This window comes from Pseudoxanthomonas kaohsiungensis (assembly GCF_010211765.1).
Classification (GTDB): Bacteria; Pseudomonadota; Gammaproteobacteria; order Xanthomonadales; family Xanthomonadaceae; genus Pseudoxanthomonas; species Pseudoxanthomonas kaohsiungensis.
Genome location: NZ_PDWO01000022.1, coordinates 1 through 25,770, shown reverse-complemented (window position 1 = coordinate 25,770; position 25,770 = coordinate 1). Strand labels below are relative to the sequence as shown.

The window sequence follows — 25,770 nt, the reverse complement described above, 5'->3', positions numbered from 1 at the left end:
GTCAGCGGCCGAGGATGATGCCGGGCGGGGCTGCAGGCCCGCCGTCGTCGAACAGGCTGTCGGCAATCGCGGCCAGCTGCCCTTCGAGCCGGGCGACGCGCTGCTCCAACGTAGCGGCGCCGCCTTGCGCAGGCACGCCCTGCTCGAGCCGCGCCACACGGGATTCGAGGCGCGCCAGGACGGCGTCCATCCCCGAGAGGACCTCTTCAATCCTGGAAAAGTACTCCTGCAGATCCCCCTGCAGGTCAGTCAGGCTCAGGCTCATAATCGCTCCCCGCGTTTGCCCGGTGCTTGCCGGCGCCCTGCGCATCCCCATGCCCGGCGGCCCCGACGTTAGCGCAGTTGGTCCCGCCCGGCCACTTCGGAACGCCTCGCGAGCGTGGGGACAGTGGCCCCCCGGGTGTCGGCAAGACTTCGACCACGATACCGCCGAACCGGGCCTCGTCGGCATGGCAGCGGATGCCGTCGATCCAGCAGGCGTGGCTGTCGTACGGTTCGCCGGTGTCCGCGTAGCGGGCGGCGTAGCCGCCGCTCAGGTCGATATTGGAGAAGGCCAGGCGGCGGCCGTCCGCGGAGGCCGCGCGTGCGGCGCAATCGCTGCAGACATACCGCCGGTAGCGCGGCACGGGCTCCAGCGCGCTGCCGCAGATGGGGCAGGGGTGGCTCATGCCAGGGCCTCCTCGATCTCGCGCTCGGCTTCGGGCAGGCGGAGCTTGCCGGAGATGAGGCGGGGGAGGAGGGCGTCGCGAAGTTCGGCAAGCTGCCGTGCTTGCAAGGAATTCGCGATCCGCCGTTCCACTAGCGACGCGCCTGCTCTACCGGCCTCATGAAGTACTGGCGTCGGCGGCAAGGCAATCCTTGCCTCAGTCAAATGCTTGCGCTGGATATGGCCCATTGTTGTCGCCTTGTGAGCCGCTATTTCGCGGAATCCCGGAAGGAAGTGTCGGGTGGCCAAGTAGTAGAACCACTTGGGCACCTCGTCAGACGTCACTTTGAACAAATGTTGATTGAGAGCGCCATCGCCGCCGCACCAGAACTCGACTTCCAGTGAACCTGACCACGAGAAAAGCACGTCGCCGTCTCGCACAATGTATTCGGGCTTCAGTCGGGCACTTGCCCGATCCGCAGCAACGGTATGCCCTGCACGAAGCTGCGCAATCTTGATGACAGGGAGGTACTCATCCTCACTCTCAGGTGGGTACTTCTGAAGTGCCAAGCCATTCAGGTAGCTCGCAAACGAATCGAGCGAGCGAACCTCCCACCCCTTCGGAATCGGTCCCAGCGCCGATTCCTCGAACCCGGCGGGGAACAGCGCCGCGGTGGCGGCGTCCATGCCTTCGGGCTCGCGGCCCTCGGCCTTGGCGCGCACCGGGTCGAAGTCGATGAACCAGCTCTTGAACAGAGCCTGGGCGATGGATTCGAGGGTGGCGTTGGTTTGGCGCAGAAGGGCGATGCGGTCGTCGAGCGACCCGAGGACTCCGATGACCGCGTCTTGCGCTTTAAGTGGAGGGCAAGGAAGCTCAATTTTGTTCAAGTTTCCCTGAGTGAGCTTCGGCATAACGGCGCCAGTGAGATAGGGCGTGAGGTCAGCAGCCAGCACCGCATACTCAAGAAAGCGGGTTCGAGCGAGACCATTGCCTTTGACGATATGCGCATGGTTATTGACCCAGAACCTCCCGGTTGCGCGGAACGCCACGGGTGTGTTTCGTGTCCTTAGGTTCTCTCCATCTTCGGCAATCAAAAGGTGCTCACCCTCGAACAGAAAGCCATCGACGTGGTCAACGATGCCTGAGGCTCCGTAGTAGGGATAAGGTCCGGACCGACGGTCCGCCTCTTTGACCGGCCTGCGCTTCGTGTCTAGGTTAATTGTGAGCTCGCCCAGCGTGGCGGTGGGCCAGTCAGACTGCATAACCCAATCCTTCCAACTTTTCCCGAATCACCGCATCCAGCTCGGCCCCCTTCGCCATCTGCTCGGCCAGCTGCGCGGTCAGCCGCTCCATCTTCGCGTTGAACGCCTCGTCGTCGTCCTCGGCCGCCTCGGCGCCCACGTAACGCCCCGGCGTCAGCACATGGCCGTGCTCGGCAATCTCCGCCAGCTTCACCGCGCGGCAGAAACCGGGCACGTCGGCATAGGGCCCGTCGGCGCCGTCCTCGCCATCGGCCCGCCAGCGGTGCACGGTGGCGGCGATGCGCGCCACGTCCTCGTCGTCGAACACGCGGGTCACGCGGGTGTCCATGCGGCCCAGCTTGCGCGCGTCGATGAACAGCACCTCGCCGCGGCGGTCGCGGCCCGGCCTGCCGCCGGGCACCGCAGCGCCGGACTTGTCCTTGGCCAGGAACCACAGGCAGGCGGGAATCTGGGTGTTGAAGAACAGCTGCGGCGGCAGGGCGACCATCACGTCGACCACGTCGGCCTCGACCATGGCCTTGCGGATGGCGCCTTCGTTGCTCTGGTTGCTGCTCATGCTGCCGTTGGCCAGCACCACGCCGGCCTGTCCGCGCGGGCCCAGGTGGTGGAGGATGTGCTGCAGCCAGGCGTAGTTGGCATTGCCGGCCGGCGGCATGCCATGGGCCCAGCGCCGGTCGTCGGCCAGGCGCTCGCCGCCCCAGTCGCTGATGTTGAACGGGGGGTTGGCGAGCACGTAGTCGGCGCGCAGGTCCGGGTGCTGGTTGCGGTGGAAGGTGTCGGCCGGCTCCTTGCCCAGGTCCGCCGCCAGGCCGCGGATGGCCAGGTTCATGGCCACCAGGCGCCAGGTGGTGGGGTTGGCTTCCTGGCCGTAGATGCTGATGTCGTCGGCCTTGCCGCCGTGCGCCTCGATGAACTTCTCGCTCTGCACGAACATGCCGCCGGAGCCGCAGCACGGGTCATACACCCGGCCCTGGTGCGGGGCCAGCACCTCCACCAGCACCTTGACCACCGAGGCCGGGGTGTAGAACTGGCCGCCCTTCTTGCCTTCGGCGCTGGCGAACTGGCCGAGGAAGTATTCGTAGACCTCGCCCAGCAGGTCCTTGGCGTGGTGGCCCTCGCCAAAGCCGATCGTGGAGACCAGGTCCACCAGCTCGCCCAGGCGGCCGGGCTCGAGCTGGCTGCGGCCGAAGCGCTTGTCGAGGATGCCCTTCAGGCGCGGGTTGTCGGCCTCGATGGCTTCCAGCGCCGCGTCGATGCGCACGCCGATGTCGGCCTGCTTGGCCTGGGCGCGGATCGCCTCCCAGCGGGCGGCGGCCGGCACCCAGAACACGTTGGCCATGGTGTAGTAGTCGCGTTCTTCCAGCGCTTCGGCGTGGTCGGCGGCGTCGGGCAGGTGGAGGCCACTGGCTTCGTCCCCGAATGCGGCCTGCAGCTGGGCGCGGCGCTCGTCGAAGGCATCGGAGATGTACTTCAGGAAGATCAGGCCGAGGACGATGTGCTTGTACTCGGCCGCGTCCATGCTGGAGCGCAGCTTGTCGGCGGCGGCCCAGAGGGTTTTCTTCAGATCCTGGTTCATTGGCTCACATTGGTGGTGTTGCGGCGCCCCGTTGTCCCCCGGGCGCCTGGCGGTGAAGCTTAACGTTTAGAGCAGGGTTTGGCGGTGGCAGAGAGGCGTGTGATGCCGCTGCCCGACGATGCCCGGGCCGCAAGGCTCCGGGCCACATGCGCAAGCGCCATGCGTACCCGCACGCACCGTCTTGGTCGCCTGCAAGGAAGGACGGGGTGCGTGAGCGGGTGACCCCGGGGTGTCCGCTATCCCCATCGACCGTCGCTGCACTCGCCTCCGGCCGCCTGTATCACACATGTGCTACATTGTCCGAGCCTCCACCGCCGGGAGTTCCGCATGAGCACCACCACCATCCGCCTGCCGGAGGCCCTCAAGGCCCGTATCGCCAAGGCGGCCGAAGCGGCCGGCACCACCTCGCACAACTTCATCCTGGAAGCGATCGCCGAGAAGGCCGACCTGGCCGAGCAACGCGCGGAGTTCCATGCGCTGGCCGACCAGCGCTACGCGCAGTTCCTGGATACCGGCGAGAGCATCCCGTGGGAGGACGCGCGCGCCTGGCTCAGGCAGCGCCTCGCCGGCAAGCCCGCCAAGCGGCCTGCGGCCAGGAAGCAGGCCCGCTGACGTGGCGCGGGTCGAGCTGGTGCCGGCCGTGCTCGACGACCTCGACCGGATCGTCGAGCGCCTGCACCAGCACGAGGTCGCCGATGCCGACGCCCGGGTGGAGCAGATCATCGGCGCGCTCGATGTGCTGGAAGGCAATCCGCTGATCGGCCGGCCGGCCGGCGAGGACCGGCGTGAACTGCTGATCGGCCGCGACGCGCACGGTTACGTGGCGCTGTATCGCTACCTGCAGGTGATCGACACGGCGCTGGTGCTGGCGATCCGTGGGCAGCGCGAAGGTGGTTACGCGCGGCCCTGACGGCGAGGACGCCCGCTGCGTCACGAAGCAGCCACACCGCCTGTGCGAGCGTGGTCGCGACATCGGCCCCCGAACCTGCGATGCCCTACACCGACCGCTACCTGGAAACCGAACCATCCCGCAGCGATGTGGACGCGCGCGAAGGCGTGCTGCTGCTGGAGTTCGGTGCGCCGTGGTGCCCGCACTGCCAGCGCGCGCAGGCGGCGATCGAGGCGTTGGCCTCCGAGCATCCACTGCTGGAGCACCTGAAGATCGAGGACGGCCGCGGCCAGCCGCTGGGCCGCTCGTTCAAGGTCAAGCTGTGGCCGACCCTGGTCCTACTGCACGGCGGACAGGAACTGGCGCGCGTGGTGCGGCCGGTGTCGGGCGAGGACCTGGCGCCGCTGCGCGCGGCGCTGGTCGGGGGTTGAGCGGCGCGCCGCGCGGGCAGGGCGGAGGCCGCGGCGGTGGGGGCGAGGGCGGGGATCAGCGCCGGTAGGCCGCCTGTTTCTCCTGCACCTGGCCGCCATGGGTCACGACGATACGCGCACGCAGCCAGTCGGCGAACGTGACTTCGTCCAGGCTGGCCTCGGCCAGCCCGATCATCTGCACGTACATCTCTTCGAGGCTGGCCTCGAGCCGGGCGTCATTGAGCAGCAGGAACACGAAGTAGCAGACGTGCGCGGTGCGCTTGTTGCCGTCCACGAACGGGTGGTTGCGTGCCAGGCCGTAGGCCAGGGCGGCGGCGAGCGATGCCAGGTCCGGTGGCGGATCACCGTAGGCCAGCAGCTGCCGTGGCCGGGCCAGGGCGGAGTCGAGCAGGGCTTCGTCGCGCACGCCGACGCCGCCGCCGTGCTGGGCGAGTTGGCGCTCGTGGATGGCCAGGGCCAGCGACCGTTCGATCCAGACGATCATGGCGCCGGCCCTACTGCGCCAGCTTGCGCAGGAGGTCGCGGTGTTCGCGCATCACCTGCTCGGCCACTTCCATCTGCGCGGCCAGCACGGGGTCGTAGGTGGTCAGGCGGATGCCGTCGGGGGTTTCCAGCGCGTGCAGTTCGTCGCCCTTGTCCACGCGCAGGCGGGCGAGCAGTTCCTTGGGCAGGATGACGCCGGCCGAATTGCCGATGGCGGTGATCTTGAGCTTCATGGCGGGGTCCGCGGGTGTAATAACGGACGTTATACCATGGAGGTGCCGGCGGCGGCACGGCGGGTGCTGCCGCCCCCCGGTCTTCGGGAGCTTGTCGGATCCGGGTGGCGCCGGCGACCGGTGGCTCCTCGCCGCCGGGTGCGTCAACGCCCGGACGTGGGCGGCGCCTCGCCTTCCGGATCCGGCTTGCCCTCGCGCGCGCCCGGCTGCACCGCCGGGTCGTTGCGCTCCTCGGCGTCGCGCTTGCCGGTCTGTTCGCCGCGGCGGTGCGCGTCGTCGTCCGGGCGCGTTCCCTGCGCCGGTGCCGACGACGCGCCGGGTGCGCGGGTCACAGGTAGTCGCCGCGTGCGTTCTCCGCGCGCGCCGCGCCGATGGCGGTCTCGACGTTCTTCTCTTCCTCCGGCGGCGGCAGCACCGCGGGCATGCCCAGGCTCTGGATCCACAGTTCCCGGCACCAGCCCTTGGTGTGGTAGAGGTGGTGGTCCTCGTCCTGTTCGACCGCTTCGTGCGCGGCCTTGAGCGCCTTGGCGTGCGGGCCGCCCTGTTCGGCGACGCGGCCGATCAGTTCCCAGTTCTGGTGGTCCTTGGTCTCGGCCAGGACCACGCATTCGGCGGCCACCAGCTCGGCCGCGGCCGGGTCGGCCTTGGCCATCGCCATCTTGATCGCCGCCACCAGCGATTCACCCATGTGCGCGACCACGGCGCGGCCGGGGCTCTGCGCCTCGGTGTCCATGCCCAGTTCCTGGAATACGCGGGTGAGCACCTGCTCGTGGGTGCGGGTCTCTTCCAGGTACTCGCCCCATTCCTTCTTCAGGTCTTCGTTCTGCGCCGCGGCAATGGCGGCGGTGTAGATCTGGATGCCGCCGCGTTCGGTCTCCAGCGCCTGCAGCAGCAGTTCGGTGACCTGCGCGGGGTTGGTCTTGCTGGCCATGGGTGTCCTCCTCAGGTGTCGGTGCGCCGCGGTGGGGGCGGCAGGGATGGCGCCGCGGTTGGCGTGATGGGTGGCTGCGCCTTCCGCGGGAACGTCTTTGTTTACCGGTGTGGGATCGAAGGCAGCGTGAAAAAAATGCGGGTGGTTGCAACGCACGGCGCGTCGCGATGCGCGCGCGCTCACGCCGCGTTGAGCGTGGCGCGCGCAGGATCGATCCGCCATCGCATTGGCCCCGTGCGCATGCGGCCGATGCCACGAACCCGGAGGATGTGTAGATGAATGCGTGGTCCCTGATGCGGGTGTCGGTGCTGTCGCTTGCGCTGCTGCTGCTGGCCGCCTGCGATGGCGACAATCCGGCACCCACCGCCGATGCGCACCAGCCGGCCAACGACGCCGAGTACGGCACCGGCGCGCAGGAGACGCGTTCGCCGGAAGAGGCCAGGCGCGCCGACTCGCCCAACGACGACGGCGATGGCGTCGAGGAAGCCGACGAGACGGCGCGGGGCGAAGAGCCGCGTCGCCAGTAGCGCGCGGCGGCGGTCGGGGCGGGGATGGGCGAACCGCTGCTGACGCCGGACGGGCGTTACCTGGTCGTGCGTGGCCGGCTGTGGCGCGCCAGCAATCCCGGCCTGGATGCGCAGGCGCGCCAGCGCGAGGTTGAGCGGTTGATGGCCGCGCGGCGTGCGGTGCGGGCGGCGCTGCAGGCCGGTGATGCGCAGGCCCTGGCGTGGGCACGCGCGGCGGTGCAGGCGGCCAAGGTCGCGCTGGGCGAGCGCGGTCCGGTGTGGTGGGACGATGGGGCGCCGGATTTCAACCGGCGGATGGTCGCTAACAGTCCCTATGCGCGGTGGTACGAGGGATTGGAACGCGGCGGTTGAGCGCGGGTGCCGGCGCGTGGGGCGTGGCGGTGGTCACTCCCGCGACGATGTGGCGCGGGTGCAAAGGCGCGGCGCGGATGCGAAGTTGCGGCGCGGATGCGGGGTGGAGTCGCGGCGGCAGCGGCGTCGGGTCGCGGTCATGCCCGCTCCTACAAAGAGCGGGCCCGTCGTTGGCGGAAACCGGCAAGGGCGGGCGCGCGGCGCACGACGCGGTGTGATGTAGGAGCCGATTCATCGGCGACCCGACGACGCCGGCACAGGCGACATCCGTCGATGGCGGGAAGCCGCAGGGCGGGCTGTCCGTCGATGGCGGAAAGCGCACCGGCGGGTGGTGCGCCGGCGGCGGGAACTGGGCCGGCGGCGGCGATGCGCGTCGCCCCGCTCAGCGCACCGGGGTCTCGTCCAGCACCGCGCGCACGCGCTGGGCCAGGTCTTCGACGGTGAAGGGCTTGCCGATCAGGTGCACGCCGGGGTCGAGCACGCCGTTGTGGACGACGGCATTGCGGGTGTAGCCGGTGGTGAACAGCACCTTGAGGTCCGGTCGGCGTTCGCGCGCGCGGTCGGCGAGCTGGCGGCCGTTGACCTCGGGCATCACCACGTCGGTGAACAGCAGGGTGACCTCGGGGTGGGCGTCGAGCAGGCGCAGGGCGGCCTCGGCGCCGTCGGCCTCCAGCACGCGGTAGCCCAGTTCGGTGAGCGCGTGCCGGGAGAACTCGCGCACGGACGGTTCGTCGTCCACCACCAGCACCACCTCGCCGGCGTCGCCCAGCGGCAGCGGCAGCGGCGCGGCCGCATCGCCGGTGGCCGGCACTGGCGGTCGCAGCAGGCGCGGCAGGTAGACCTTGACCGTGGTGCCCTGGCCGAGCTCGGAATAGATCTTGACGTGGCCGGCGGACTGCTTGACGAAGCCGTACACCTGCGACAGCCCCAGGCCGGTGCCGCGGCCGACCTGCTTGGTGGTGAAGAACGGATCGAACGCCTTGGCGATCACCTCCGGGGGCATGCCGGTGCCGGTGTCGGTGACCGCGATCATCACGTACTGGCCTTCCGGCACGCCGACCTGTTCGGCCGCGTAGCGGTGGTCGAGGTGGCAGTTGGCGGTCTCCACGGTGAGCCGGCCGCCGCCGGGCATGGCGTCGCGCGCGTTGACGGCCAGGTTGAGGATCACGTTCTCCAGCTGGTTGGCGTCGGCGTGGGTCCACCACAGGCCGGCGCCGAGCACGGTCTCCAGGCGCACGCTGCTGCCCAGCGAGTGCACCAGCAGGTCGGACATGCCGGCGACCAGGCGGTTGGCGTCCAGCGCCACCGGCTGTAGCGGCTGCTGGCGCGAGAACGCGAGCAGGCGCTGGGTGAGCAGGGCGGCGCGGCGGGCGCCGTCGATGGCCATGTCGACGTAGCGCCGGGCGCGCGCGTCGTCGTCGCCCATGCGCGCGGCGAGCAGGTCCAGCGGGCCGATCACCGCGGCCAGCATGTTGTTGAAGTCGTGGGCGATGCCGCCGGTGAGCTGGCCCACCGCTTCCATCTTCTGGCTCTGCCGCAGCGCTTCCTCCACCTTCAGGCGCTCGGCCACTTCCTCGGCCACGCGGCCCTCGAGCCGCTCGTTGAGCTCCTGCAGGCGCGCCTGGGCGGCCTTGCGCGCGGTGATGTCGATCACCACGCCGACCACGCGCACGCAGGCGCCGGCCTCGAACAGGCCGCGGCCCTTGGCCGCGACCCAGCGCACGATGCCGTCCTCCTTGCCGACGGTGCGGTACTCCACGTCGTAGAGCGCGCGCTGCAGCGGATCGATGGCCGCGGCGAAGGCGGCGCTGGTGGCTTCGCGGTCGTCCGGGTGCAGGCCCTCGTAGAAGTCGCGCATCGACACCGGCACGTGCGCGGAGATGCCGAACATGGCCTTGGTCCGCGGCGGCCAGATCAGCAGGTCGTTGACCAGGTCCACGTCCCAGAAGCCCATGTCGCCGGCGTCGGTGGCCAGGCGCAGGCGCTCCTCGCGCTCGGCCAGGGCGGCCTCTGCCTGCTTGCGCTCGGTCAGGTCGAACATCGCGCCGATCATGCGCACCGGCCGGCCGTCGCCGTCGCGCAGCACGGTGCCGCGGTCGAGCACCGCGGCGTAGCTGCCGTCGGCGCGGCGGAAGCGGTACTCGCCGTACCAGGCGGTGGTGCCGCTGCCTTCGATCACCGCGTGGATGTCGGCGTCCACCCGCGCGCGATCGTCCGGATGGATGTGGTCCAGCCACCACTGCGCGCTGGTCTCGGCCAGGGCGTGGCCGAACAGGATCGCCAGCGCCTCGTTCCAGATCACGTGGCCGTCGACGATGCGCCAGTCCCAGATCGCGTCGTTGGTCGCGCGCGCGGCCAGCCGGTAGCGTTCCTCGGTCTCGCGGTGGCGCTGCTCGGCGGCCTTGCGCTCGGTGATGTCCAGCGAGGTGCCGACCAGGCCGACCACGGTGCCGTCGGCGTCGCGCAGCGGCGCCTTGGTCGACAGCCAGGTCGCGCGGCGGCCATCGGGGAAGCTCACTTCCTCCTCCAGCGTCTCGGCCTGGCCGCTGGCCATCACCCGCGCGTCGGCGACCATGACCGCGGCCGCCTGCGCCGGATCGGCGAGCAGCTCGGCGTCGGTGCGGCCGACATAGGCGTCCGGCGGCCGGCCGATCAGCTCGGTGGTGCCGCGGTTGCCGATCAGCAGCCGGCCCTGGCGGTCCTTGGCGTAGACCACGCCGGGCATCGCCTCGACGAACGAGCGCAGCAGGGTCTGCGCCTGGTCGCGCTCGGCCTCGAGCCGGCGCCGCTCGTCGATGTCGAGCAGCACGCCGGGAAAGGCGACCGCGCGGCCGTCCGCGTCCAGTTCGACCCGGCCGATCGCCTCGAGCCAACGGTACTGGCCGTCGTCGCCGCGCGCGCGGTACTGGTGCACGTAGCGGCCGCCGTCGCGGATTGCCGCGGCGACCGCCGCCTCCAGCCCGGGCTGGTCGTCCGGATGGATCGCCGCCGTCACCTGCGCCGGCGATACGGGGCCACGCGCCAGCGCCGGGTCCAGGCCCAGCGCGTGGGCCAGGGACTCGTCGATGTGCAGGCGATCGCGCGCCACGTCCCAGGACCAGGTGCCGACGATCACGCCGGCGGCCATCGCCCGGCGCACGCGCTCGCTGTCGGGCGTATGCGGGGTCTCGGTTTCCTTGAAAGGGGGCACGCGGTGTCCTCGGAGCGGATGAAGCCACGCGTCGCGCGCGGCCGGCCGGCAGCGGAAGGGGACGTGGGAAGGAGGCCAGTCTAGACCAGCGGGGGCGTACGTGCCGGCCGCGCGGCATGCGGCAGCCTCGCAGCGGCATGCCGGGCGGCCTGCATGCGGCCCGGCGGCGGGCACGATGCGAGCCTCCACTGCGGTGTCATCGGGGCAATGTGCGCGCCGGGCGGCGCTGCACCGCCGTCACGCGGTGCGTCGTAGCGTGGCGCCTTGCGATGGAGCGCCGGAGCGCTGGCGCAAGCAGCAGGAAGGGCGCTGGCAGCCGTCGCCACCCGACCCGCGTGGCCCGCGCCACGCGCCCGAATACGAAGGAGTCCTTGCATGGCCAGGCACCAAGACCGATCCGCCGACCGCAACGCCCCGTCGGGCAGCGGCGAAGACACGCACGGCGACAAACAGCAGCAGCACCGCCAGGAATCGGCCGAGCAGCGGCAGGACGCGGCGATGCAGCAGGAGCGCAGCCGGCCCACCGCGGAAGAGGAAGCGGTGCGCCGCGAACAGGGCGGCCACGACCGCCCCGTCGGCGGCGACCACCGCCCGCATCGGCGCCCGGAGCCGGACGGCGGCAAGGCATAGGCGCGGCCTTGGCAGGCGCGTGTCGAAGGTCATTCCTTCCTTGCGCGGCCGCGTAGCTTCGTTTTCCACCTTTGCAGAGGACCCCAGCATGGATCCGCACGAAAACGAAGATCGCGAGTGCGAGCGCAAGGACGCGCCGCCGGCGCCGGCCAAGCGTGCTCCTGGTGCGCCGCCGACCGATCCGGTGCAGGCGCCGGGCGCGCCGGATCCGAAGGGCGGCGTCGACCGCGAAGTCGGTGATATCGAGGATCCCGATGCGCAGGACGACGGGGCCTTGCCTGGACGCGTCGGCGGTGGCCTGGCCGGCGGCTGAGTCCGCGCGGCACACTCCACGCCTGCGCCGCCACCCCGGGATGTCGTGAAACCGCAACGCCTGCTTCCGCTCATCGTCGCCACCGCCCTGTTCATCGAGAACATGGATTCCACGGCGATCGCGACCTCGCTGCCGCAGATCGCCGCCGAGCTGGGCACCGAGCCGGTCGCGCTGAAGCTGGCCCTGACCACCTACCTGCTGGCGCTGGCGGTGTTCATCCCGGTCAGCGGCTGGGTGGCGGACCGCTTCGGCGCGCGCCGGACCTTCGTCGCCGCGATCGCGGTGTTCCTGCTCGGTTCGCTGGGGTGCGCGGCCAGCGACGGACTGGGCCAGCTGGTGGCCGGTCGCTTCGTACAGGGCGTCGGCGGGGCGATGATGGTGCCGGTGGGACGGCTGGTGCTGTTGCGCACGATCGACAAGGCCGAGCTGGTGCGCGCGCTGAGCTGGCTGACCATCCCGGCCATGCTCGGGCCGATGCTGGGTCCGGTGCTGGGCGGGGCGATCACCACCTACGCGCACTGGCGCTTCATTTTCCTGATCAACCTGCCGATGGGCCTGCTGGGCATGTGGCTGGCATGGCGGCACGTGCCCGAACTGCGCCAGGTGGTGGGGCCGCTGGACGTGCGCGGGTTCGCGCTGTCGGCCGGTGGGCTGGCGCTGGCGATGTTCGGACTGTCGGCGGTCGGGCGCGGGCTGGTGTCGGCGCCGGTGATCGCCGGCTGCGTGGTCGTCGGCGTGCTGATGATGCTGGCCTACGCGCGGCACGCGCGTCGGCACCCGCATCCGCTGCTACGGCTCGACCTGTTCCGCGTGCCGACCTTCCGCGCCGGGGTGCTGGGCGGTTCGCTGTTCCGCATCGGCATCGGCGCCACCCCTTTCCTGCTGCCGCTGATGCTGCAGCTGGGTTTCGGCCTCAATCCGCTGCAGTCGGGCCTGGTCACCTTCACCTCCACCGCCGGCGCGATGCTGATGAAGACCCTGGCGCCGCGCATCCTGCATGCCACCGGGTTCCGCCCGGTGCTGGTCTGGAACGGCCTGGTCGCGGCGCTGGCGATGTGCCTGTTCGGGCTATTCCGCGCCGACACGCCGTACTGGCTGATGGTCGGAGTGCTGCTGGCCAGCGGTTGCCTGCGCTCGCTGCAGTTCACCAGCATCAATGCGATCGCCTATGCCGACATCGACCAGGCGAGCATGAGCCAGGCCAGCAGCCTGGCGGCGATGGCGCAGCAGGTGGCGCTGGCGCTGGGCGTGACCCTCGGCGGCTACGCGCTGAGCCTGGCCGGCACGATCACCGGCCGTCCCGGCGATGATCCGGTCAACTTCACCTTCGCCTTCCTCAGCGTGGGGCTGATCTCGGCGATGTCGGTCTGGGAAATGCGGCGGTTGCCGCGCGACGCCGGCGCCGAACTGGCCGGCCACGCGCAGCCCGGCCAGGAAGTGGCCGAGCCGAAGGTGGAGGCGCGGCCGCAGGCGTGAGCATGTGGGTTACGAAGGCGGCGCCCGGGGGCGGCGGCGGATCGTCGCCCTGGCACCGGCCAGGCGTGCGCGCGTTTCCGGCGCCGGGTGGATTCGCGCGCGATCAGGCGGCCTTGCTCTGCCGCGCCGCCTTCTGGTTGCCGCCCTGCTCGGCGAGCATCGTCAGCTTCTCGTCGGTGGCCTTTTCTTCCGCCAGCGTCTCCAGCAGCAGCTTGAGCGCGTCCTTGTAGCCGAGCTGCTTGGCCAGCGCGGCCAGGGTGCCGTAGGCGGCGATCTCGTAGTGCTCGACCTTCTGCGCGCCGCCGATCAGCGCCGCATCGCGCAACGAGCCGGCTTCGATCGAGTCGATCACGTCCTTGCCTTCCTCGACCAGGCCTTCCATCGCCGCGCACTTGATCCGCTTGAGGCGGATGTCGAGCAGCTCGACGATCTTGTCGATGCGTTCGATCTGGTCCTGGGTCTCCTCCAGGTGCAGCTGGAAGCCGTCGGCCAGGGCGGGATTGTCGGCGGCGCGGGCCAGGCGCGGCAGTGCCTTGGTCAGCTGCTTCTCGGCGCTGTAGATGTCGGACAGTTCGTGGATGAAGAGTTCTTCGATGGTCTTGACGGTCATGGTGTGGGTCCGTGGTTGGTGGTTGGGGCGACGGCCGCGGCCGCTCGCCGAGTGCTTGAACTCGCGTTCCGCAGGGCGATGCGTCCTGCCCGACACACCTTGCGCAGGGCGGCGTTAGCGGCGCCTGCAGGGAGGGGTGAAGGTCGGCTTTACATGGGAAGGGTTCATGAACTGCTGCCGTGGACGTCGGCGGCATGCGCGTCGCTTGATGCGATATGCACGTGGGCTTCACCCTCGCCTACAGGCTTGCGCGTTTCGATGGCACTGCCGCGAACGCATCCATGCGCCGCGCAGTTCCACAACCGGAAAGGAGACAACGACATGCGCACCATCCTGATGGCAGGTGTCCTGCTGCTGGCTACTGCCGCCTGCGACCGCCGCGACGATCCGGAGGTCGATCCGGCCAGCACCGGTGTCAGTTCGCCGGCCGGCGACGTGGTCGATTCCACCGCCGATCCGGCGGCAACGCCGCCCACGATGCCGCCGCCCGCGGTGCCGGCCGATTGCGAGCAGGGGCAGGGGGGCGAGGGCTGTCCGCCGGCCGACGACCAGCGCGTGCCGGTCGAGCCGCAGCCGACCCAGACGCCGCCGAAGCCGTAAGGCGCAGAGGATGACCACCGGCGCGCAGCCGCGCTCCATGCATCGCGCGTCGATGCCGGTCACCGCGTGCGCGCGGTGCGCGGCGGTCTGTTGCCGGCTGACCGCGATCCTGCAGCCGCAAGATGATGTTCCCGTGCACCTCACCGCGATGATGCCCAACGGCGACCGGGCCATGGCCCATGATCGCGACGGCTGGTGCGTGGCGCTGGACCACGCGCGGATGAACTGCGGGATCTATGCGCAGCGTCCGCAGGTGTGCCGGCGCTTCGTCATGGACGGTCCCTACTGCCGGGCGGTGCGCGTGGATTACCGGCGCGATCGTGCGCGCGGCATCCCCCTGCAGCTGGATCGCGACGGCGCCGCCGGCTGAGGCCAGGCAAAAGAAAAGCCTGGCGCGTGCCGGGCTCTCGTGCATGAAAAAGCCCGGCATGCGCCGGGCTTTTCCTGCCACCGTCCGGCTTGCGCGGGACGGCTGCGTCGATCAGCCGGTGAAGGCCAGGATCAGAGCGGCTGGACCTGGTCGGCCTGCATGCCCTTCTGGCCCTGCACGGCGACGAACTGCACGCGCTGGCCTTCCTGCAGGCTGCGGAAGCCCGAGGACTGGATCGAATTGTGGTGGACGAAAAGGTCCGGGCCGCTTTCCGGGGTGATGAAGCCGAAGCCCTTGGCGTCGTTGAACCACTTCACGGTGCCGGTCTGGGTCTGGGACATGGGTATATCTCCTTGGAGCGTGGGGAGAGCCGCTTTGGGCGGCGGGGAGCTGGCTGCAAGGAGGGAATGGGTGCAACGGTGCAGTGGATCTTGATCGACGGCATCGGGTCACGGATTCGAGTGACCCTTGTAACTCAGCACGGCCACGGTATGCCTATGGCGGCGCAATAGCAAACCGCGGCGACGTTGCCGTTCATGTGCGGCGGCGATGCGGACGGAAGCCGGGGCGGTTTAGCATGCGGCCATGCTGGCCCGCCTGCCCCGACTCCGACTGCCCGCCTGGTGGAAATCCGCGCTGCTGTATGGCGCGTTGCTGGCCGCCGGTACCGGCGTGCTGGCATGGCTGGACTACCAGCGCCTGGTCCGCAGCCATGTCGCCGAGGTCTATGACTTCCTGCTGGCCGGCGGCTTCCTGGCGCTGGGCCTGTGGCTGGGGGCGCGGCTGTGGGGCCGGCGCGGCGGGCCGGCGCCGGCTTTCGACGGCAATCCGCGCGCGCAGGCCGCGCTGGGCATCAGTCCGCGCGAGATGGCGGTGCTGGCCGAGCTGGCCGCCGGGCATTCGAACAAGGAGATCGCCGCGCGCCTGCACGTGTCGCCGAACACGGTGAAGACGCACGTGGCGCGGCTGTTCGAGAAGCTAGGCGCGCGCCGCCGCACCGACGCCCTGCGCCGCGCGCGCGAGCTGGGCCTGGTCCCGTAGAGCCGGGCTTGCCCGGCTGCGCCGTCGCGGCGCCCCCGGAAGAGCAGCGGGGCAAGCCCCGCTCTACGAACGGCGCGACGGGTTCGCGGGCTGCCTTCGGCGATGCTCCCGTAGAGCCGGGCTTGCCCGGCTGCGCCGTCGCGGCGCCCCCGGAGGAGCAGCGGGGCAAGCCCCGCTCTACGAACGGTGCGACGGGTTCGCGGGCTGCCTTCGGCGATGCTCCCGTAGAGCCGGGCTTGCCCGGCTGCGCCGTCGCGGTCCCCCGAAGAGCAGCGGGGCAAGCCCCGCTCTACGAACGGCGCGACGGGTTCGCGGGCTGCCTTCGGCGATGCTCCCGTAGAGCCGGGCTTGCCCGGCTGCGCCGTCGCGGTCCCCCGAAGAGCAGCGGGGCGAGCCCCGCTCTACGAATGGCTTCGGCCGCTCGGAAGGGCGGCGGATGCCGAATCACCCTTTCCTACGATTGCCGGCGGCGTGGCCTCGGTGCCCAATGGGCATCCTTCAACACGACGAGGTCATGGCCATGTGGCGCACTCTCCTGAAGTACGGACTGGTCGCCGGGGTGGTCGCCGGCGGCGCACTGCTGGCGACGATGCTGGCATTCCAGGGCCAGCCGCCTGCGGGCGGGGTTGGCATGGCGCTGGGGTTCGCCTCGATGCTGGTCGCGCTCAGCGCGGTGTACGTCGGCATCCGCCACCACCGCGACGTTGCCGGCGGCGGGGTGATCCGGTTCTGGCCGGCGTTCGGGCTGGGCCTGGGCATCAGCGCGGTCGCCGGCCTGGTCTACGTGGCGGCCTGGGAGCTGTGCCTGGTGCTGGCCGACCAGGACTTCGCCGCGTTCTTCGCCAATTCGATGGTCGAGGGCGCGCGCAGCAAGGGCGTGGACGGTGCCCAGCTCGAACAGGTCATCGCCGAGGCGCAGGCGTTCGAGGCGATGTACCGCAACCCGCTGGTGCGCATGCCGATGACCTTCGTCGAGATCTTCCCGGTCGGAGTGCTGGTGTCGCTGGTGTCGGCCCTGGTGCTGCGCCGGCCGCGCGCGGCCCGGTAGGCGCAGCGGGTGTGGCGCCGGTAGGGCGCAGCCGGGCAAGCCCGGCTCTACGGTCGCCGCGTCGCGTAGAGCGGGGCTTGCCCCGCTGCGGTGCTTCAGGGCGATCCGGCGCGACGCGGCCGCCGGAGGGTCGATGTGGGTCCTAGGTCCGATGGGCGGGGATGCCTGGCATCCCGCAGGCTTGGGGTCCTGGCGCGGCCGGCTCGGCATAATGCCGGCGCACGCTGCGTTCGACCCACGCCAACGCCATGGAGCGCCCACATGCAGGATCGGCAGGACCGGAGCAGGAGACGGGCCACCACCGGCCACGCGCACCCCATCGTTCCCGCGCATTCCGGCATCTCCCCCGTACTGGACGGCGCGACCCGGCACCGCCGGCACCGGCCCGCCCGCGCGTTGGCCATGTTGCTCCTGGCACTGCTGGCGCCGCCGGCCCTGGCGCAGGCGCCAGCCTCGCGCGCCGAGGCGGCGCTGGAGCGGATTGAACAGGCGCAGCAGTCGCCGGCGCCGGTGCCGACCGCACCGGCCATCTCCAGCAACGGCCACTCGTGCCCGCAGCGCGACGGCGACACCTCGCGCCCGCGCATCGGCCTGGCCCTGGGCGGTGGTGGTGCGCGCGGCGTGGCCCACATCGGCGTGCTGCGCAAGCTGGAAGAGCTGGGTATCCCGGTGGACTGCATCGCCGGCACCAGCATGGGCTCGCTGGTCGGCGGCATGTACGCGGCCGGCGGCTCGATCGACCAGCTCGAGAAGATCGTCACCGAGACCGACTGGAAGCGCCTGTTCGACGATTCGATCGAGCGGCGCGACCGCTCGTTCCGGCGCAAGCAGGACGACCGCGACGGCGTGGCCACGATCGGCATCGGCCTGGGCCGCGGCAAGCTGGAGGTGTCCCCCGGGGTGATGCAGGGCGAGCGGGTGCTGTCGATGTTCCAGCAGGAAACCATGGCGGTGGCCACGGTGCGCGACTTCGACGAGCTGCCGATCCCGTTCCGCGCCATCGCCACCGACCTCAACACCGGCGAGGCGGTGGAGCTGGGCAGCGGCAGCCTGCCCGAGGCGATGCGCGCCTCGATGTCGCTGCCGGGCATCTTCCAGCCGGTGGAGATCGACGGCCGGGTGCTGATCGATGGCGGCATCGCCGACCAGGTGCCGATCGACACGGTCCGGCGGATGGGCGCGGACGTGGTGATCGCGGTGGACGTAGGCACGCCGCTGATGGCGCTGGGCAGCAACGCCAGCGTGCTGCAGGTGGTATCCCAGCTCACCGGCATGCTGACCGTGGGCAATACCCGGCGCGCCACCGAGAAGCTGGGCCCGGGCGACGTTCTGATCGTGCCGCCGCTGGGCAACGAGGTGGCCACCGGCGATTTCGACAAGGCGGTCGATGCGCTGCGCATCGGCGACGAAGCCGCGCAGGCCGCCAACGGCAAGCTCGCGGCGATGCCGCGCTGGCGCGCCGGCGCGCCGGCCAGGCCGGCGCCGGTCGACAAGCCGGTCATCGAGTTCGTGCGGCTGGAGAACGAGAGCCCCTACGCCGACGAGGTCATCACCGGGATGCTCGAGGTCCCGCTGGGCCAGCCGCTGGATCCGCAGCGGATGGAGGCGTCGATACTGCGGGTGTACAGCGAGGACACCTTCGCCAGCGTCAGCTACCAGGTGGTGGAGGAGGAGGGCCGCACCGGCGTGGTCGTGCAGGCGCGCGAGAAGCCGCAGGGGCCCAACTACCTGCAGGCCGGCCTGCGCCTGCAGACCGACTTCAACGGCAACTACGAATCGAGCCTGCAGCTGGCGCTGTTGCGCGCGCCGGTGACGCCGTACGGGGCCGAGGCGCGGATCCTGCTCGGCCTGGGCAGCGAGCCGGGCCTGCAGGGCGAGTACTACCACCCGTTCGACCCGATGTGGCGCTGGTACTTCTATGGCCGCGCCGGGATCCAGGGCAGCGACATGCCGCTGTTCAACCTGCGCGGCGACCGCGTCGCCACCTACGAAGGCTCGGTGGCCGGCATGGCGCTGAGCCTGGGCCGGACCTTCGGCCGCTATGGCGCGGCCGAACTGGGACTGGAACGGAGCGATGGCACGGCCGAAGTGCTGGTCGGCGATCCGGACCTGCCCGACCTGGACCTGGGCGCGGGGACCTGGTTCACCTGGGCCCAGGTGGACCGGCTGGACAGCCTGTATTTCCCGCGCGAGGGCTATTCGGCGCGGGTGATGTATCGCGCCACCACCGGCTGGCTGGGCGGCGATGCCGACTTCGAGGAGGTGGGGCTGGACGTGCTCGGCGCGATTCCGTTCGGGCGCCACGCGGTACAGGCCGCGCTGGCGTACCACGCCACCATCGACGGCGTGCTGCCGTTGTCCGAGCGCCACCGCATGGGCGGGCGCGGGCGCCTGGTGGGCTACCACTACAACGAGCTGACCGGGCAGAACTACGCGCTGGTGATGCTCGGCTACAGCTACCAGCTGGCCTCGATATTCAGCCGCTCGGCGGTCGTGGGGACCACGCTCGAGTATGGCAACGCCTGGGAGCGGCGGTGGCAGATGGACTGGAGCGACGGCGTGTTCAACGGCAGCGTGTACGTGGGCTTCGATTCGTGGATCGGACCGATGCAGTTCGGCTACGGCCTGCGCGAGGGCGGCGACGGCGTGCTGTTCCTGGAGATCGGCCGGCCGTTCTGAAGTGCGCAGCCGGGCAAGCCCGGCTCTACGCGGGGTGGCGCCCGGTTCCGCGCGGGGCGGTGCGCCTCGTAGAGCGGGGCTTGCCCCGCTGCGTTCGAGGGACGCGTCGGCGGTGAGGCAGCCGGGCAAGCCCGGCTCTACCGGGACGTCGATGCGCCGGCCGGGTTACCCTGCGCCGTCACGACAACGAGGAGGGAGCCGTGAAGTCCATTTTGATGACAGCGCTGGTCATGCTGGCGCTGCCGGCGCAGGCCGCCACGCCCAAGGCCGGGACTGCCGCAGGCGGCAAGGGAGGCGAGGTGGTCACGATCTACACCAGCGAGCAGGGCGCCAAGCAGCAGATGGTGCGCAGCCAGGCCGCGCCGCTGAAGGCCGGCCATCCGCTCAACGAAGGCGAAAACTCGGTCTTCGTCGACCCCGGCATGCGCTTCCAGTCGCTGCTGGGTATTGGTGGTGCGATCACCGACGCCACCGCCGAGACTTTCGCCAAGCTCGATCGCGCGCGCCAGGAAGAACTGCTGCGCGCCTACTACGACACCGAGCAGGGCATCGGCTACACCCTGGCGCGCACCACCATCCACAGCTCGGACTTCGCCAGCGGCAGCTACACCTACGTCGAGGAAGGCGACAAGGACCTCAAGACCTTCTCGATCGAGCACGACCGCCGCTACCGGATCCCGATGATCAAGCGCGCGATCGCGGCCGCCGGCGGCACGCTGCCGATGATGGCCAGCCCGTGGAGCGCGCCGGCCTTCATGAAGGACACCAACCACATGCTCCAGGGCGGCAAGCTGCTGCCCGAGTACGCCGCGGCCTGGGCGAAGTACTACACCAAGTTCATCGACGCCTACACCGCCGAGGGCATCCCGATCTGGTCGATCAGCCTGCAGAACGAGCCGATGGCCAAGCAGACCTGGGAGTCGATGCTGTACACGGCCGAGGAGGAGCGCGACTTCCTCAAGAACCACCTCGGCCCGACGATCAAGGCCAGCGCCCATCCGGATACGAAGATCGTGGTGTGGGACCACAACCGCGACATGATGGTCCACCGCGCCAACGTGATCTTCGGCGACCCGGAGGCGGCGAAGCACGCCTGGGGCATGGGCTTCCACTGGTACGAGACCTGGGCCGGCTTCGACCCCATGTTCGAGAACGTGCGCCGGGTGCACGAGTCCTACCCGGACAAGGTGCTTCTGCTGACCGAGGCCACGGTGGAGAAGTTCGACTGGTCGCAGGTGCAGCGTTGGGCCAACGGCGAGCGCTACGGCACCTCGATCATCAACGACCTCAACAACGGCGCCTCCGGCTGGATCGACTGGAACATGCTGCTGGACGAGACCGGCGGCCCCAACCACGTTGGCAACTACTGCTTCTCGCCGATCCACGCCGACACCCGCACCGGCGAGCTGGTCTACACGCCCAGCTACTGGTACATCGGGCACTTCTCGAAGTTCCTGCGCCCGCAGGCGCGGCGGGTGAGCGCGGCCAGCAGCCGCAGCAACCTGCTGGCGACCGCCTTCCTCAACCCGGACGGCAAGCTGGCCACGGTGGTGATGAACCCGACGGAGAAGGAGATCGCCTACAACTACTACGTCGGCACCGCCTCGACCCGGGTCACCATCCCGGCGCACGCGATCCAGACGCTGGTGCACTGAGCGCGCGCGCGCGGCCTGTCGCCCCGCTGCCTTTCGTGCGAGGGCAGCCGGGCAAGCCCGGCTCTACGGGCGTGCCGCGACGATGCGGCCGTAGAGCGGGGCTCGCCCCGCTGCTCCCGGGAACTTTTCCTGCAAGGGCAGCCGGGCAAGCCCGGCTCTACGTGCGTGCCGCGACGATGGGGTCGTAGAGCGGGGCTCGCCCCGCTGCTCCCGGGAACTTTTCCTGCAAGGGCAGCCGGGCAAGCCCGGCTCTACGTGCGTGCCGCGACGATGGGGTCGTAGAGCGGGGCTCGCCCCGCTGCTCCCGGGAACTTTTCCTGCAAGGGCAGCCGGGCAAGCCCGGCTCTACGTGCGTGCCGCGACGATGGGGTCGTAGAGCGGGGCTCGCCCCGCTGCTCCCGGGAACTTTTCCTGCAAAGGCAGCCGGCCAAGCCCGGCTCGGTGGATGGCAATTTCCGGCGCGTGGGCGGGAGGTAGGCCGATTCGCGGACTTCTGCGGACCGGTGATGCTGGCGGCATGTCCAGTCCCCGCCTGCAGCACGGCCGCGAGGCCATCCACGGCGCAATGTATGCGATCACCGCGGTCGCCGCGGGGCGGCGCGCGACGTTCGCCGATGCCGACGCTGCCGAAGCGGTCGTCGACGAGCTCCGGCTGGCCGGGCGCCTGGGTCTGGCCACTTCGTTGGCCTGGGTGGTGATGCCGGACCACCTCCACTGGATGTTCGAGCTGCAGGGGTTTTCGCTGGCGCAGGTGGTGGGGCGGGTGAAGTCGTGCAGCGCGCGTCGGATCAACCTGCTCCGGGGCACTGACGGTGCGATCTGGCAAGCCGGCTATTACGACCACCGGATGCGCGACCACGAGGACCTGCTGGCGCAGGCGCTTTACATCCTCGGCAACCCGGTCCGGCGTGGCCTCGTTTCCCAGGCCGGCGCCTATCCATACGCCTGGTGCCGCTACCCGACGTAGAGCGGGGCTCGCCCCGCTGCCTTGGCTTCGGGCGTCTTCGGCGACGGCGCAGCCGGGCGAGCCCGGCTCTACGTGTTGCTGCGACGCCGGGGGAGCAGGGCGGCGCCGATCGCCAGCGGCGCGGCGGTGGCGACCATGGCGGCGGTATGCACGGCCACCACCGCCAGCGTGGTGGTCACCCGCGGATCCATGCCCAGGGCAGGGTGCGGGCCGGGAGCGGCGGCGCACAGCGGCAGCAGCGCCGGCAGCAACAGCCATCCCGCGCCGTGCAGGTGGGCGAGCAGGAACGAGGCCAGGCCCAGGCCCAGCGTCGGCATGCGGTCGCGGGGCGGAGGTGCATGCCGGTCCACGAAGTGGTGCAACAGGGAGTGCGCGGGCGGCGGCACGGAGCCGTGCATCGAGCGGTGCACTGCGTGGTGCATGGAACGGCGGGAAAACCCGTGCGCCACCATGACCAGCAGCACGGCTGCGACCACGCCCGTCACCAGCGCCGGCGAAAACCGGGTGCCGACCATCACCGCCGCCGCGAACAGCGCCACCGCGGCGACGTGGCCGGCGGCGAGCGGGACCATCGCCCGCGCCGCCACGCGCCAGTCGCGCCCCCGCCAGGCGCAGGCGCTGGCCAGCGGCCAGCCCGAAGCCGGATGCAGGCCATGCAGGGCGCCAGCGCCGGCGACCAGCAGCCACGGCCACCAGGTGCCCATAGCCGGCTGCGGTCAGCGCTTGCCGCCGCAACAGGACGAGGCCGCCGTCGCCGCATCCTCGTAGCGGTCGTGGTGGCGCACCCAGGCCATGCTGTACGGCAGGCCGTCCTCGTCGCGGCCCTTCGGCGCCAGGTCGATCAGGCGGTAGGCGCCGATCATCGCTTCCACGCCGCGGCCGTAGGTCGAGTAGGTGTGGAACACGGAACCATCCGCATCGCGCGCGAACAGGCTGATGCCCGGCGCCTCGTCGCGCGCGATGGGCCGGCGGGCGTAGTTGTAGACGACCTCGCCGTCGACGCGCTGGTCCGGGTCGAAGCCCACGCCGAAGTCGCGGTTGAAGCCGGTGCCGTGCGAGGACACCCAGCGGAAGCGCCAGCCCATCCGCTGGCGGAAGCGTTCGATCTCGGCCAGCGGCGCGCGCGAGACGGCCACGTGGGCGATGTCGCGATGGGCCAGGTGCACGGCGATGCCGTCGATGTGGTCGGCCATGAACGAGCAGCTGCGGCAGCCTTCCTCCCAGCCGGGGCCGAGCATGAAGTGCTGCACCAGCAGCTGGCTGCGTCCGCCGAACAGTTCGGCCAGCGTGCGCGGGCCATCGAGGGTGTCGAACACGTAGCGGGTGTCCACGCGCACCCACGGCAGCGCGCGGCGTTCGCGCGCGACCTGGTCCTGCAGGCGCGACAGCGCCTTCTCGCGTTCGAGCAGTTCCAGGCGCTGGCGGATCCAGGCCTCGCGGCTGGCGATGCGCGGAGCGGGGGCGTCGGGGAGGGTCGGGGTAGCGATCGCGTTCATGGCGTGTCCTTCGTGGGGGAGGGAGCGGGCATGGCCTGCCCGTGCCGGCGCAGGGCCGGCAGGCGGAGCATCGGAAAGGGTGGAAGGCGGTTGGGCGGTCAGCCGTCGCTGCGTGCCGGACGGCGTAGCGCGCGAACCTTGCGGCTGCCACCGCCGCCGCAATAGAACAGGTCGGCGCCGTCGGACTCCAGGCCGCTGACGAAGATGCCTTCCGGCAGGCTCAGTCGTTCGAGCACGGTGCCGTCGTCGGGGTCGATCCGGCGCAGCTCGCTTTCCTCGCCTTCCCAGACGCCGTGCCAGAGCTGGTGGTCGACCCAGGTCACGCCGGTGACGAAGCGGTTGGAGTCCAGGCTGCGCAGGATGCGGCCGCTGTGCGGATCGACCTGGTGGATGCGGCGTTCGCGGTACTCGCCGACCCACAGGCTGCCGTCGGCCCAGGCCATGCCCGAGTCGCGGCCCTGGCTGGGCGCGGGGATCGAATGCACCACCGCGCCGGTGGCCGGATCGATCTTGTCGATGCGCGCTTCGGCGAGCTGGTAGAGATGGGTGCCGTCGAAGGCGGTGCCGGCGTCGGCCGCGTGTTCGAGCAGGCGTTCGGTCTCGCCGCTGGCCGGATCGAAGGCGAGCATGCGCGGGCCGATCGCGGCCCACACGCGCCGGCCGTCGAAGCTGACGCCGCCGACGTCGCCGTCGAACGGGCCGTACTCGCGCACGAGTTCGGCCGGTTGGGCCGGCACTGCGGCGACGTCGCGCGGGTCGTGGGAGTCGTTCATCGGGGCATCTTCCGCATGGGGCACCGGTGCGGTGCGTTGCGATGGACCTTACGCCGCGGGCAGCGAAGCGGGGAGTAACAATGTCGTCGCGAAACCGCCCGCGGACGCGGCCACCCAGCGCCGGTTGCGGGTGCGGCCGACCGCGCGCACGCGCCCGGCGGACTCCAGCGCGGACAGCGCGCGCTGCACGGTGCGCTGGCTGCTGCCCAGCGCCAGGGCCAGCGCCGTGGTCGACCAGGCCTCGCCGTCGCCGAGCAGGGCCAGCAGCGGCGAATGTTCGTCGTCCACCGGCGGCAGCAGCATCGCCACCGCGCGCCCGTCGTGCGGCAGCAGCACGAAACCCTCGCCGCTGGCCTCGATCGCCGCCCACGGCGCCAGCAGGGCACGCAGCCGGCCGATCTCCACGCGCAGGCGCGCGCGATGGGTCTCGTCGATGCGGCGCAACCGGAACGCCTCGGCGACCAGCGCGTCGCGCGGTGCGGCCTGCGGCCAGGCCATGGCCAGGCCACGCACCAGCGCGAACAGCACCGGGCGCCGGACCAGCGGCAACCACGCATCGGCACTGCGCACGCGCAGCCGGCAGCCGTCGACGACCAGCGCGCCGGAAGCGAACAGCGCCTCGACGTCGGCCAGCCGCAGCGCGCGCTCGCCGCCGGCGGTGGGTTGCCGCGCGGCCACCTGCTGCAGCGTGGCCCGGGTGGTTTCGATCTCGGCCAGCAGGGCGGGAATGCCGGCCCGGGTGGCCGCCGCCTGCGCCTGGGCCAGCGCTTCGCGTGCCGGTGCGGTGCGTACCGCGCGCAACGCCAGCTCGGCCGCCGCCAGGCAGGCGATCGCGGCCAGCGGCGCGGGCAGGGCCTGTCCGTCCAGCTGCGCCAGCGCGGCGCGGGCTTCGCCCAGCCGGCCCAGCAGCAGCAGCCGGCGCAGCGCGATCACCCGTCCATGCGCGGCATTGGCGGAATCGCCGTGGGCCTGGAGGGTGTCGATGGCGGCGGCCAGCGTGCGCGGTGGCTGGTCGAGGTCGCGCAGGGCCAGGGCGACTTCGGCTTCGGCGACGCTGCAGCGGGCGCGCGCCAGCGGTTCGCGCGGGCCGAAGCCGCGACTGGCCTGCTGCAGCAATTCGCGCGCGCGCGCCAGGTCGCCGAGCTGGGCCATCGCGATCCCGCGCAGCGCCAGCGCCGGCGGGTCCTCGCGCAGGGCGATGCGCTTGAGCACGCCCAGCGCATCACCGCCGGCGAGCGCGCGCGCGGAGGCGGCGATCAGTGAATCCATGGGCGGAGCTCGTCCATGGGCGGAGCCTACCGCGCGATCGGGCACGGCGGACGGCATCAACGGACAGACTCGCCCGGCCCGCACCGGATCGCATGCTCTCCGGCCACGCGCACCCGTAGAGCCGGGCTCGCCCGGCTGCGCTTGCCCGATGGCGCACCAGGGTTCGAGGCAGCGGGGCGAGCCCCGCTCTACGAAGGCAGCGTGGAGCCCAGGGCGTGGGCGTAACCGCGGCCTCTCGCCTCCTGCGACCGGAAGGTGTACAAATGTACACCATGGACCCCGCCGACGCCCCGCTGCCTCGAACCCTGGTGCGCCATCGGGCA

At 71.0% G+C, this 25,770-nt stretch carries 30 protein-coding genes; 15 read left to right on the top strand and 15 right to left on the bottom strand.

Annotation, left to right across the window (positions count from 1 at the left end):
- Position 1: 1 nt before the first annotated feature.
- Genes CSC66_RS16440 through CSC66_RS16425 form a run of 4 tightly spaced genes read right to left on the bottom strand, consistent with a single transcriptional unit; the run spans position 2 to position 3,485 of the window.
- Complete coding sequence (locus CSC66_RS16440; protein WP_162378495.1) at positions 2–265, bottom strand: hypothetical protein; 264 nt, start codon at positions 263–265, stop codon at positions 2–4.
- Positions 246–668 carry a hypothetical protein gene (locus CSC66_RS17480; protein ID WP_202935682.1) on the bottom strand — a complete coding sequence of 141 codons (423 nt, stop codon included), beginning with the start codon at positions 666–668 and terminating at the stop codon, positions 246–248. Before CSC66_RS17480 ends, CSC66_RS16440 begins: the two co-directional genes overlap by 20 nt.
- Positions 665–1,909 (bottom strand): restriction endonuclease subunit S, encoded by a 1,245-nt coding sequence (locus CSC66_RS16430; protein WP_162378494.1) that lies wholly within the window; start codon positions 1,907–1,909, stop codon positions 665–667. The genes CSC66_RS17480 and CSC66_RS16430 overlap by 4 nt, the downstream gene beginning before the upstream one ends.
- Positions 1,899–3,485 (bottom strand): type I restriction-modification system subunit M, encoded by a 1,587-nt coding sequence (locus CSC66_RS16425; RefSeq protein ID WP_162378493.1) that lies wholly within the window; start codon positions 3,483–3,485, stop codon positions 1,899–1,901. Before CSC66_RS16425 ends, CSC66_RS16430 begins: the two co-directional genes overlap by 11 nt.
- 327 nt (positions 3,486–3,812) lie before the next feature.
- Between CSC66_RS16425 and CSC66_RS16420 the strand changes: the two genes are divergently transcribed.
- From CSC66_RS16420 to CSC66_RS16410, 3 genes are all read left to right on the top strand, one after another.
- Positions 3,813–4,097, top strand: a complete 285-nt coding sequence (locus CSC66_RS16420; protein ID WP_162378492.1) for a type II toxin -antitoxin system TacA 1-like antitoxin — start codon at positions 3,813–3,815, stop codon at positions 4,095–4,097.
- Position 4,098: 1 nt separating this feature from the next.
- Entirely contained in the window at positions 4,099–4,395 is a 297-nt protein-coding gene (locus CSC66_RS16415; RefSeq protein WP_162378491.1) for a type II toxin-antitoxin system RelE/ParE family toxin, read from the top strand.
- Positions 4,396–4,475: 80 nt separating this feature from the next.
- Entirely contained in the window at positions 4,476–4,805 is a 330-nt protein-coding gene (locus tag CSC66_RS16410) for a thioredoxin family protein (RefSeq protein WP_162378490.1), read from the top strand.
- A gap of 55 nt (positions 4,806–4,860) precedes the next feature.
- Here the strand turns inward: CSC66_RS16410 and CSC66_RS16405 are convergent, their stop codons facing one another.
- From CSC66_RS16405 to CSC66_RS16390, 4 genes are all read right to left on the bottom strand, one after another.
- A complete protein-coding gene (locus CSC66_RS16405) occupies positions 4,861–5,289 on the bottom strand; it encodes a type II toxin-antitoxin system death-on-curing family toxin (RefSeq protein WP_162378489.1) in 429 nt (142 codons plus the stop codon).
- 10 nt (positions 5,290–5,299) lie between these two features.
- Positions 5,300–5,521: an AbrB/MazE/SpoVT family DNA-binding domain-containing protein gene (locus CSC66_RS16400; protein ID WP_162378488.1), complete on the bottom strand. Its 222-nt coding sequence runs from the start codon at positions 5,519–5,521 to the stop codon at positions 5,300–5,302.
- A gap of 143 nt (positions 5,522–5,664) precedes the next feature.
- Positions 5,665–5,853 (bottom strand): hypothetical protein, encoded by a 189-nt coding sequence (locus tag CSC66_RS16395; RefSeq protein WP_162378474.1) that lies wholly within the window; start codon positions 5,851–5,853, stop codon positions 5,665–5,667.
- Positions 5,850–6,452 carry a ferritin family protein gene (locus CSC66_RS16390; protein WP_162378487.1) on the bottom strand — a complete coding sequence of 201 codons (603 nt, stop codon included), beginning with the start codon at positions 6,450–6,452 and terminating at the stop codon, positions 5,850–5,852. The genes CSC66_RS16395 and CSC66_RS16390 overlap by 4 nt, the downstream gene beginning before the upstream one ends.
- Before the next feature lie 275 nt (positions 6,453–6,727).
- Between CSC66_RS16390 and CSC66_RS16385 the strand changes: the two genes are divergently transcribed.
- Entirely contained in the window at positions 6,728–6,979 is a 252-nt protein-coding gene (locus CSC66_RS16385) for a hypothetical protein (RefSeq protein WP_238394437.1), read from the top strand.
- 24 nt (positions 6,980–7,003) lie between these two features.
- Positions 7,004–7,330 (top strand): hypothetical protein, encoded by a 327-nt coding sequence (locus tag CSC66_RS16380; protein ID WP_202935681.1) that lies wholly within the window; start codon positions 7,004–7,006, stop codon positions 7,328–7,330.
- A 382-nt stretch (positions 7,331–7,712) separates the two neighbouring features.
- On the opposite strand, the gene CSC66_RS16375 is transcribed toward CSC66_RS16380, so the two are convergent.
- A complete protein-coding gene (locus tag CSC66_RS16375; protein WP_238394436.1) occupies positions 7,713–10,520 on the bottom strand; it encodes a PAS domain-containing hybrid sensor histidine kinase/response regulator in 2,808 nt (935 codons plus the stop codon).
- A gap of 375 nt (positions 10,521–10,895) precedes the next feature.
- Here CSC66_RS16375 and CSC66_RS16370 point away from each other — a divergent pair, with 375 nt between their 5' ends.
- The 3 genes from CSC66_RS16370 to CSC66_RS16360 all read left to right on the top strand — a co-directional run bounded on the left by CSC66_RS16370 (position 10,896) and on the right by CSC66_RS16360 (position 12,939).
- The gene (locus CSC66_RS16370; RefSeq protein ID WP_162378486.1) at positions 10,896–11,150 is read left to right on the top strand and encodes a hypothetical protein; all 255 of its coding nucleotides are present in this window, start codon (positions 10,896–10,898) and stop codon (positions 11,148–11,150) included.
- 88 nt (positions 11,151–11,238) lie between these two features.
- Positions 11,239–11,463 (top strand): hypothetical protein, encoded by a 225-nt coding sequence (locus CSC66_RS16365; RefSeq protein ID WP_162378473.1) that lies wholly within the window; start codon positions 11,239–11,241, stop codon positions 11,461–11,463.
- A gap of 45 nt (positions 11,464–11,508) precedes the next feature.
- Positions 11,509–12,939 carry an MFS transporter gene (locus CSC66_RS16360; RefSeq protein WP_162378485.1) on the top strand — a complete coding sequence of 477 codons (1,431 nt, stop codon included), beginning with the start codon at positions 11,509–11,511 and terminating at the stop codon, positions 12,937–12,939.
- 103 nt (positions 12,940–13,042) lie between these two features.
- On the opposite strand, the gene CSC66_RS16355 is transcribed toward CSC66_RS16360, so the two are convergent.
- On the bottom strand, positions 13,043–13,549 hold the full coding sequence (locus tag CSC66_RS16355) for a YciE/YciF ferroxidase family protein (protein WP_162378484.1): 507 nt from the start codon (positions 13,547–13,549) through the stop codon (positions 13,043–13,045).
- Positions 13,550–13,870: 321 nt separating this feature from the next.
- Between CSC66_RS16355 and CSC66_RS16350 the strand changes: the two genes are divergently transcribed.
- The gene (locus CSC66_RS16350) at positions 13,871–14,149 is read left to right on the top strand and encodes a hypothetical protein (protein ID WP_162378483.1); all 279 of its coding nucleotides are present in this window, start codon (positions 13,871–13,873) and stop codon (positions 14,147–14,149) included.
- A 10-nt stretch (positions 14,150–14,159) separates the two neighbouring features.
- Complete coding sequence (locus CSC66_RS16345) at positions 14,160–14,519, top strand: YkgJ family cysteine cluster protein (protein ID WP_202935680.1); 360 nt, start codon at positions 14,160–14,162, stop codon at positions 14,517–14,519.
- 131 nt (positions 14,520–14,650) lie between these two features.
- On the opposite strand, the gene CSC66_RS16340 is transcribed toward CSC66_RS16345, so the two are convergent.
- Positions 14,651–14,860, bottom strand: coding sequence for a cold-shock protein (locus tag CSC66_RS16340; RefSeq protein WP_052630207.1), 210 nt, complete (start codon positions 14,858–14,860; stop codon positions 14,651–14,653).
- 244 nt (positions 14,861–15,104) lie between these two features.
- Between CSC66_RS16340 and CSC66_RS16335 the strand changes: the two genes are divergently transcribed.
- From CSC66_RS16335 to CSC66_RS16315, 5 genes are all read left to right on the top strand, one after another.
- On the top strand, positions 15,105–15,560 hold the full coding sequence (locus tag CSC66_RS16335; RefSeq protein ID WP_162378482.1) for a helix-turn-helix transcriptional regulator: 456 nt from the start codon (positions 15,105–15,107) through the stop codon (positions 15,558–15,560).
- A gap of 520 nt (positions 15,561–16,080) precedes the next feature.
- Positions 16,081–16,608, top strand: a complete 528-nt coding sequence (locus CSC66_RS16330) for a DUF4199 domain-containing protein (RefSeq protein WP_162378481.1) — start codon at positions 16,081–16,083, stop codon at positions 16,606–16,608.
- A gap of 402 nt (positions 16,609–17,010) precedes the next feature.
- The gene (locus tag CSC66_RS16325; RefSeq protein WP_162378480.1) at positions 17,011–19,287 is read left to right on the top strand and encodes a patatin-like phospholipase family protein; all 2,277 of its coding nucleotides are present in this window, start codon (positions 17,011–17,013) and stop codon (positions 19,285–19,287) included.
- A 215-nt stretch (positions 19,288–19,502) separates the two neighbouring features.
- Positions 19,503–20,942, top strand: coding sequence for a glycoside hydrolase family 30 protein (locus CSC66_RS16320; RefSeq protein WP_162378506.1), 1,440 nt, complete (start codon positions 19,503–19,505; stop codon positions 20,940–20,942).
- A 517-nt stretch (positions 20,943–21,459) separates the two neighbouring features.
- Positions 21,460–21,909: an REP-associated tyrosine transposase gene (locus CSC66_RS16315; protein ID WP_162378479.1), complete on the top strand. Its 450-nt coding sequence runs from the start codon at positions 21,460–21,462 to the stop codon at positions 21,907–21,909.
- Positions 21,910–21,977: 68 nt separating this feature from the next.
- On the opposite strand, the gene CSC66_RS16310 is transcribed toward CSC66_RS16315, so the two are convergent.
- From CSC66_RS16310 to CSC66_RS16295, 4 genes are all read right to left on the bottom strand, one after another.
- Positions 21,978–22,613 carry a hypothetical protein gene (locus CSC66_RS16310; protein ID WP_162378478.1) on the bottom strand — a complete coding sequence of 212 codons (636 nt, stop codon included), beginning with the start codon at positions 22,611–22,613 and terminating at the stop codon, positions 21,978–21,980.
- A 12-nt stretch (positions 22,614–22,625) separates the two neighbouring features.
- Positions 22,626–23,405: a DUF899 domain-containing protein gene (locus tag CSC66_RS16305; RefSeq protein WP_162378477.1), complete on the bottom strand. Its 780-nt coding sequence runs from the start codon at positions 23,403–23,405 to the stop codon at positions 22,626–22,628.
- Positions 23,406–23,503: 98 nt separating this feature from the next.
- Positions 23,504–24,178 carry an NHL repeat-containing protein gene (locus tag CSC66_RS16300; RefSeq protein WP_162378476.1) on the bottom strand — a complete coding sequence of 225 codons (675 nt, stop codon included), beginning with the start codon at positions 24,176–24,178 and terminating at the stop codon, positions 23,504–23,506.
- A 48-nt stretch (positions 24,179–24,226) separates the two neighbouring features.
- Positions 24,227–25,447, bottom strand: a complete 1,221-nt coding sequence (locus CSC66_RS16295; protein ID WP_162378475.1) for a helix-turn-helix domain-containing protein — start codon at positions 25,445–25,447, stop codon at positions 24,227–24,229.
- Positions 25,448–25,770 lie beyond the last annotated feature (323 nt).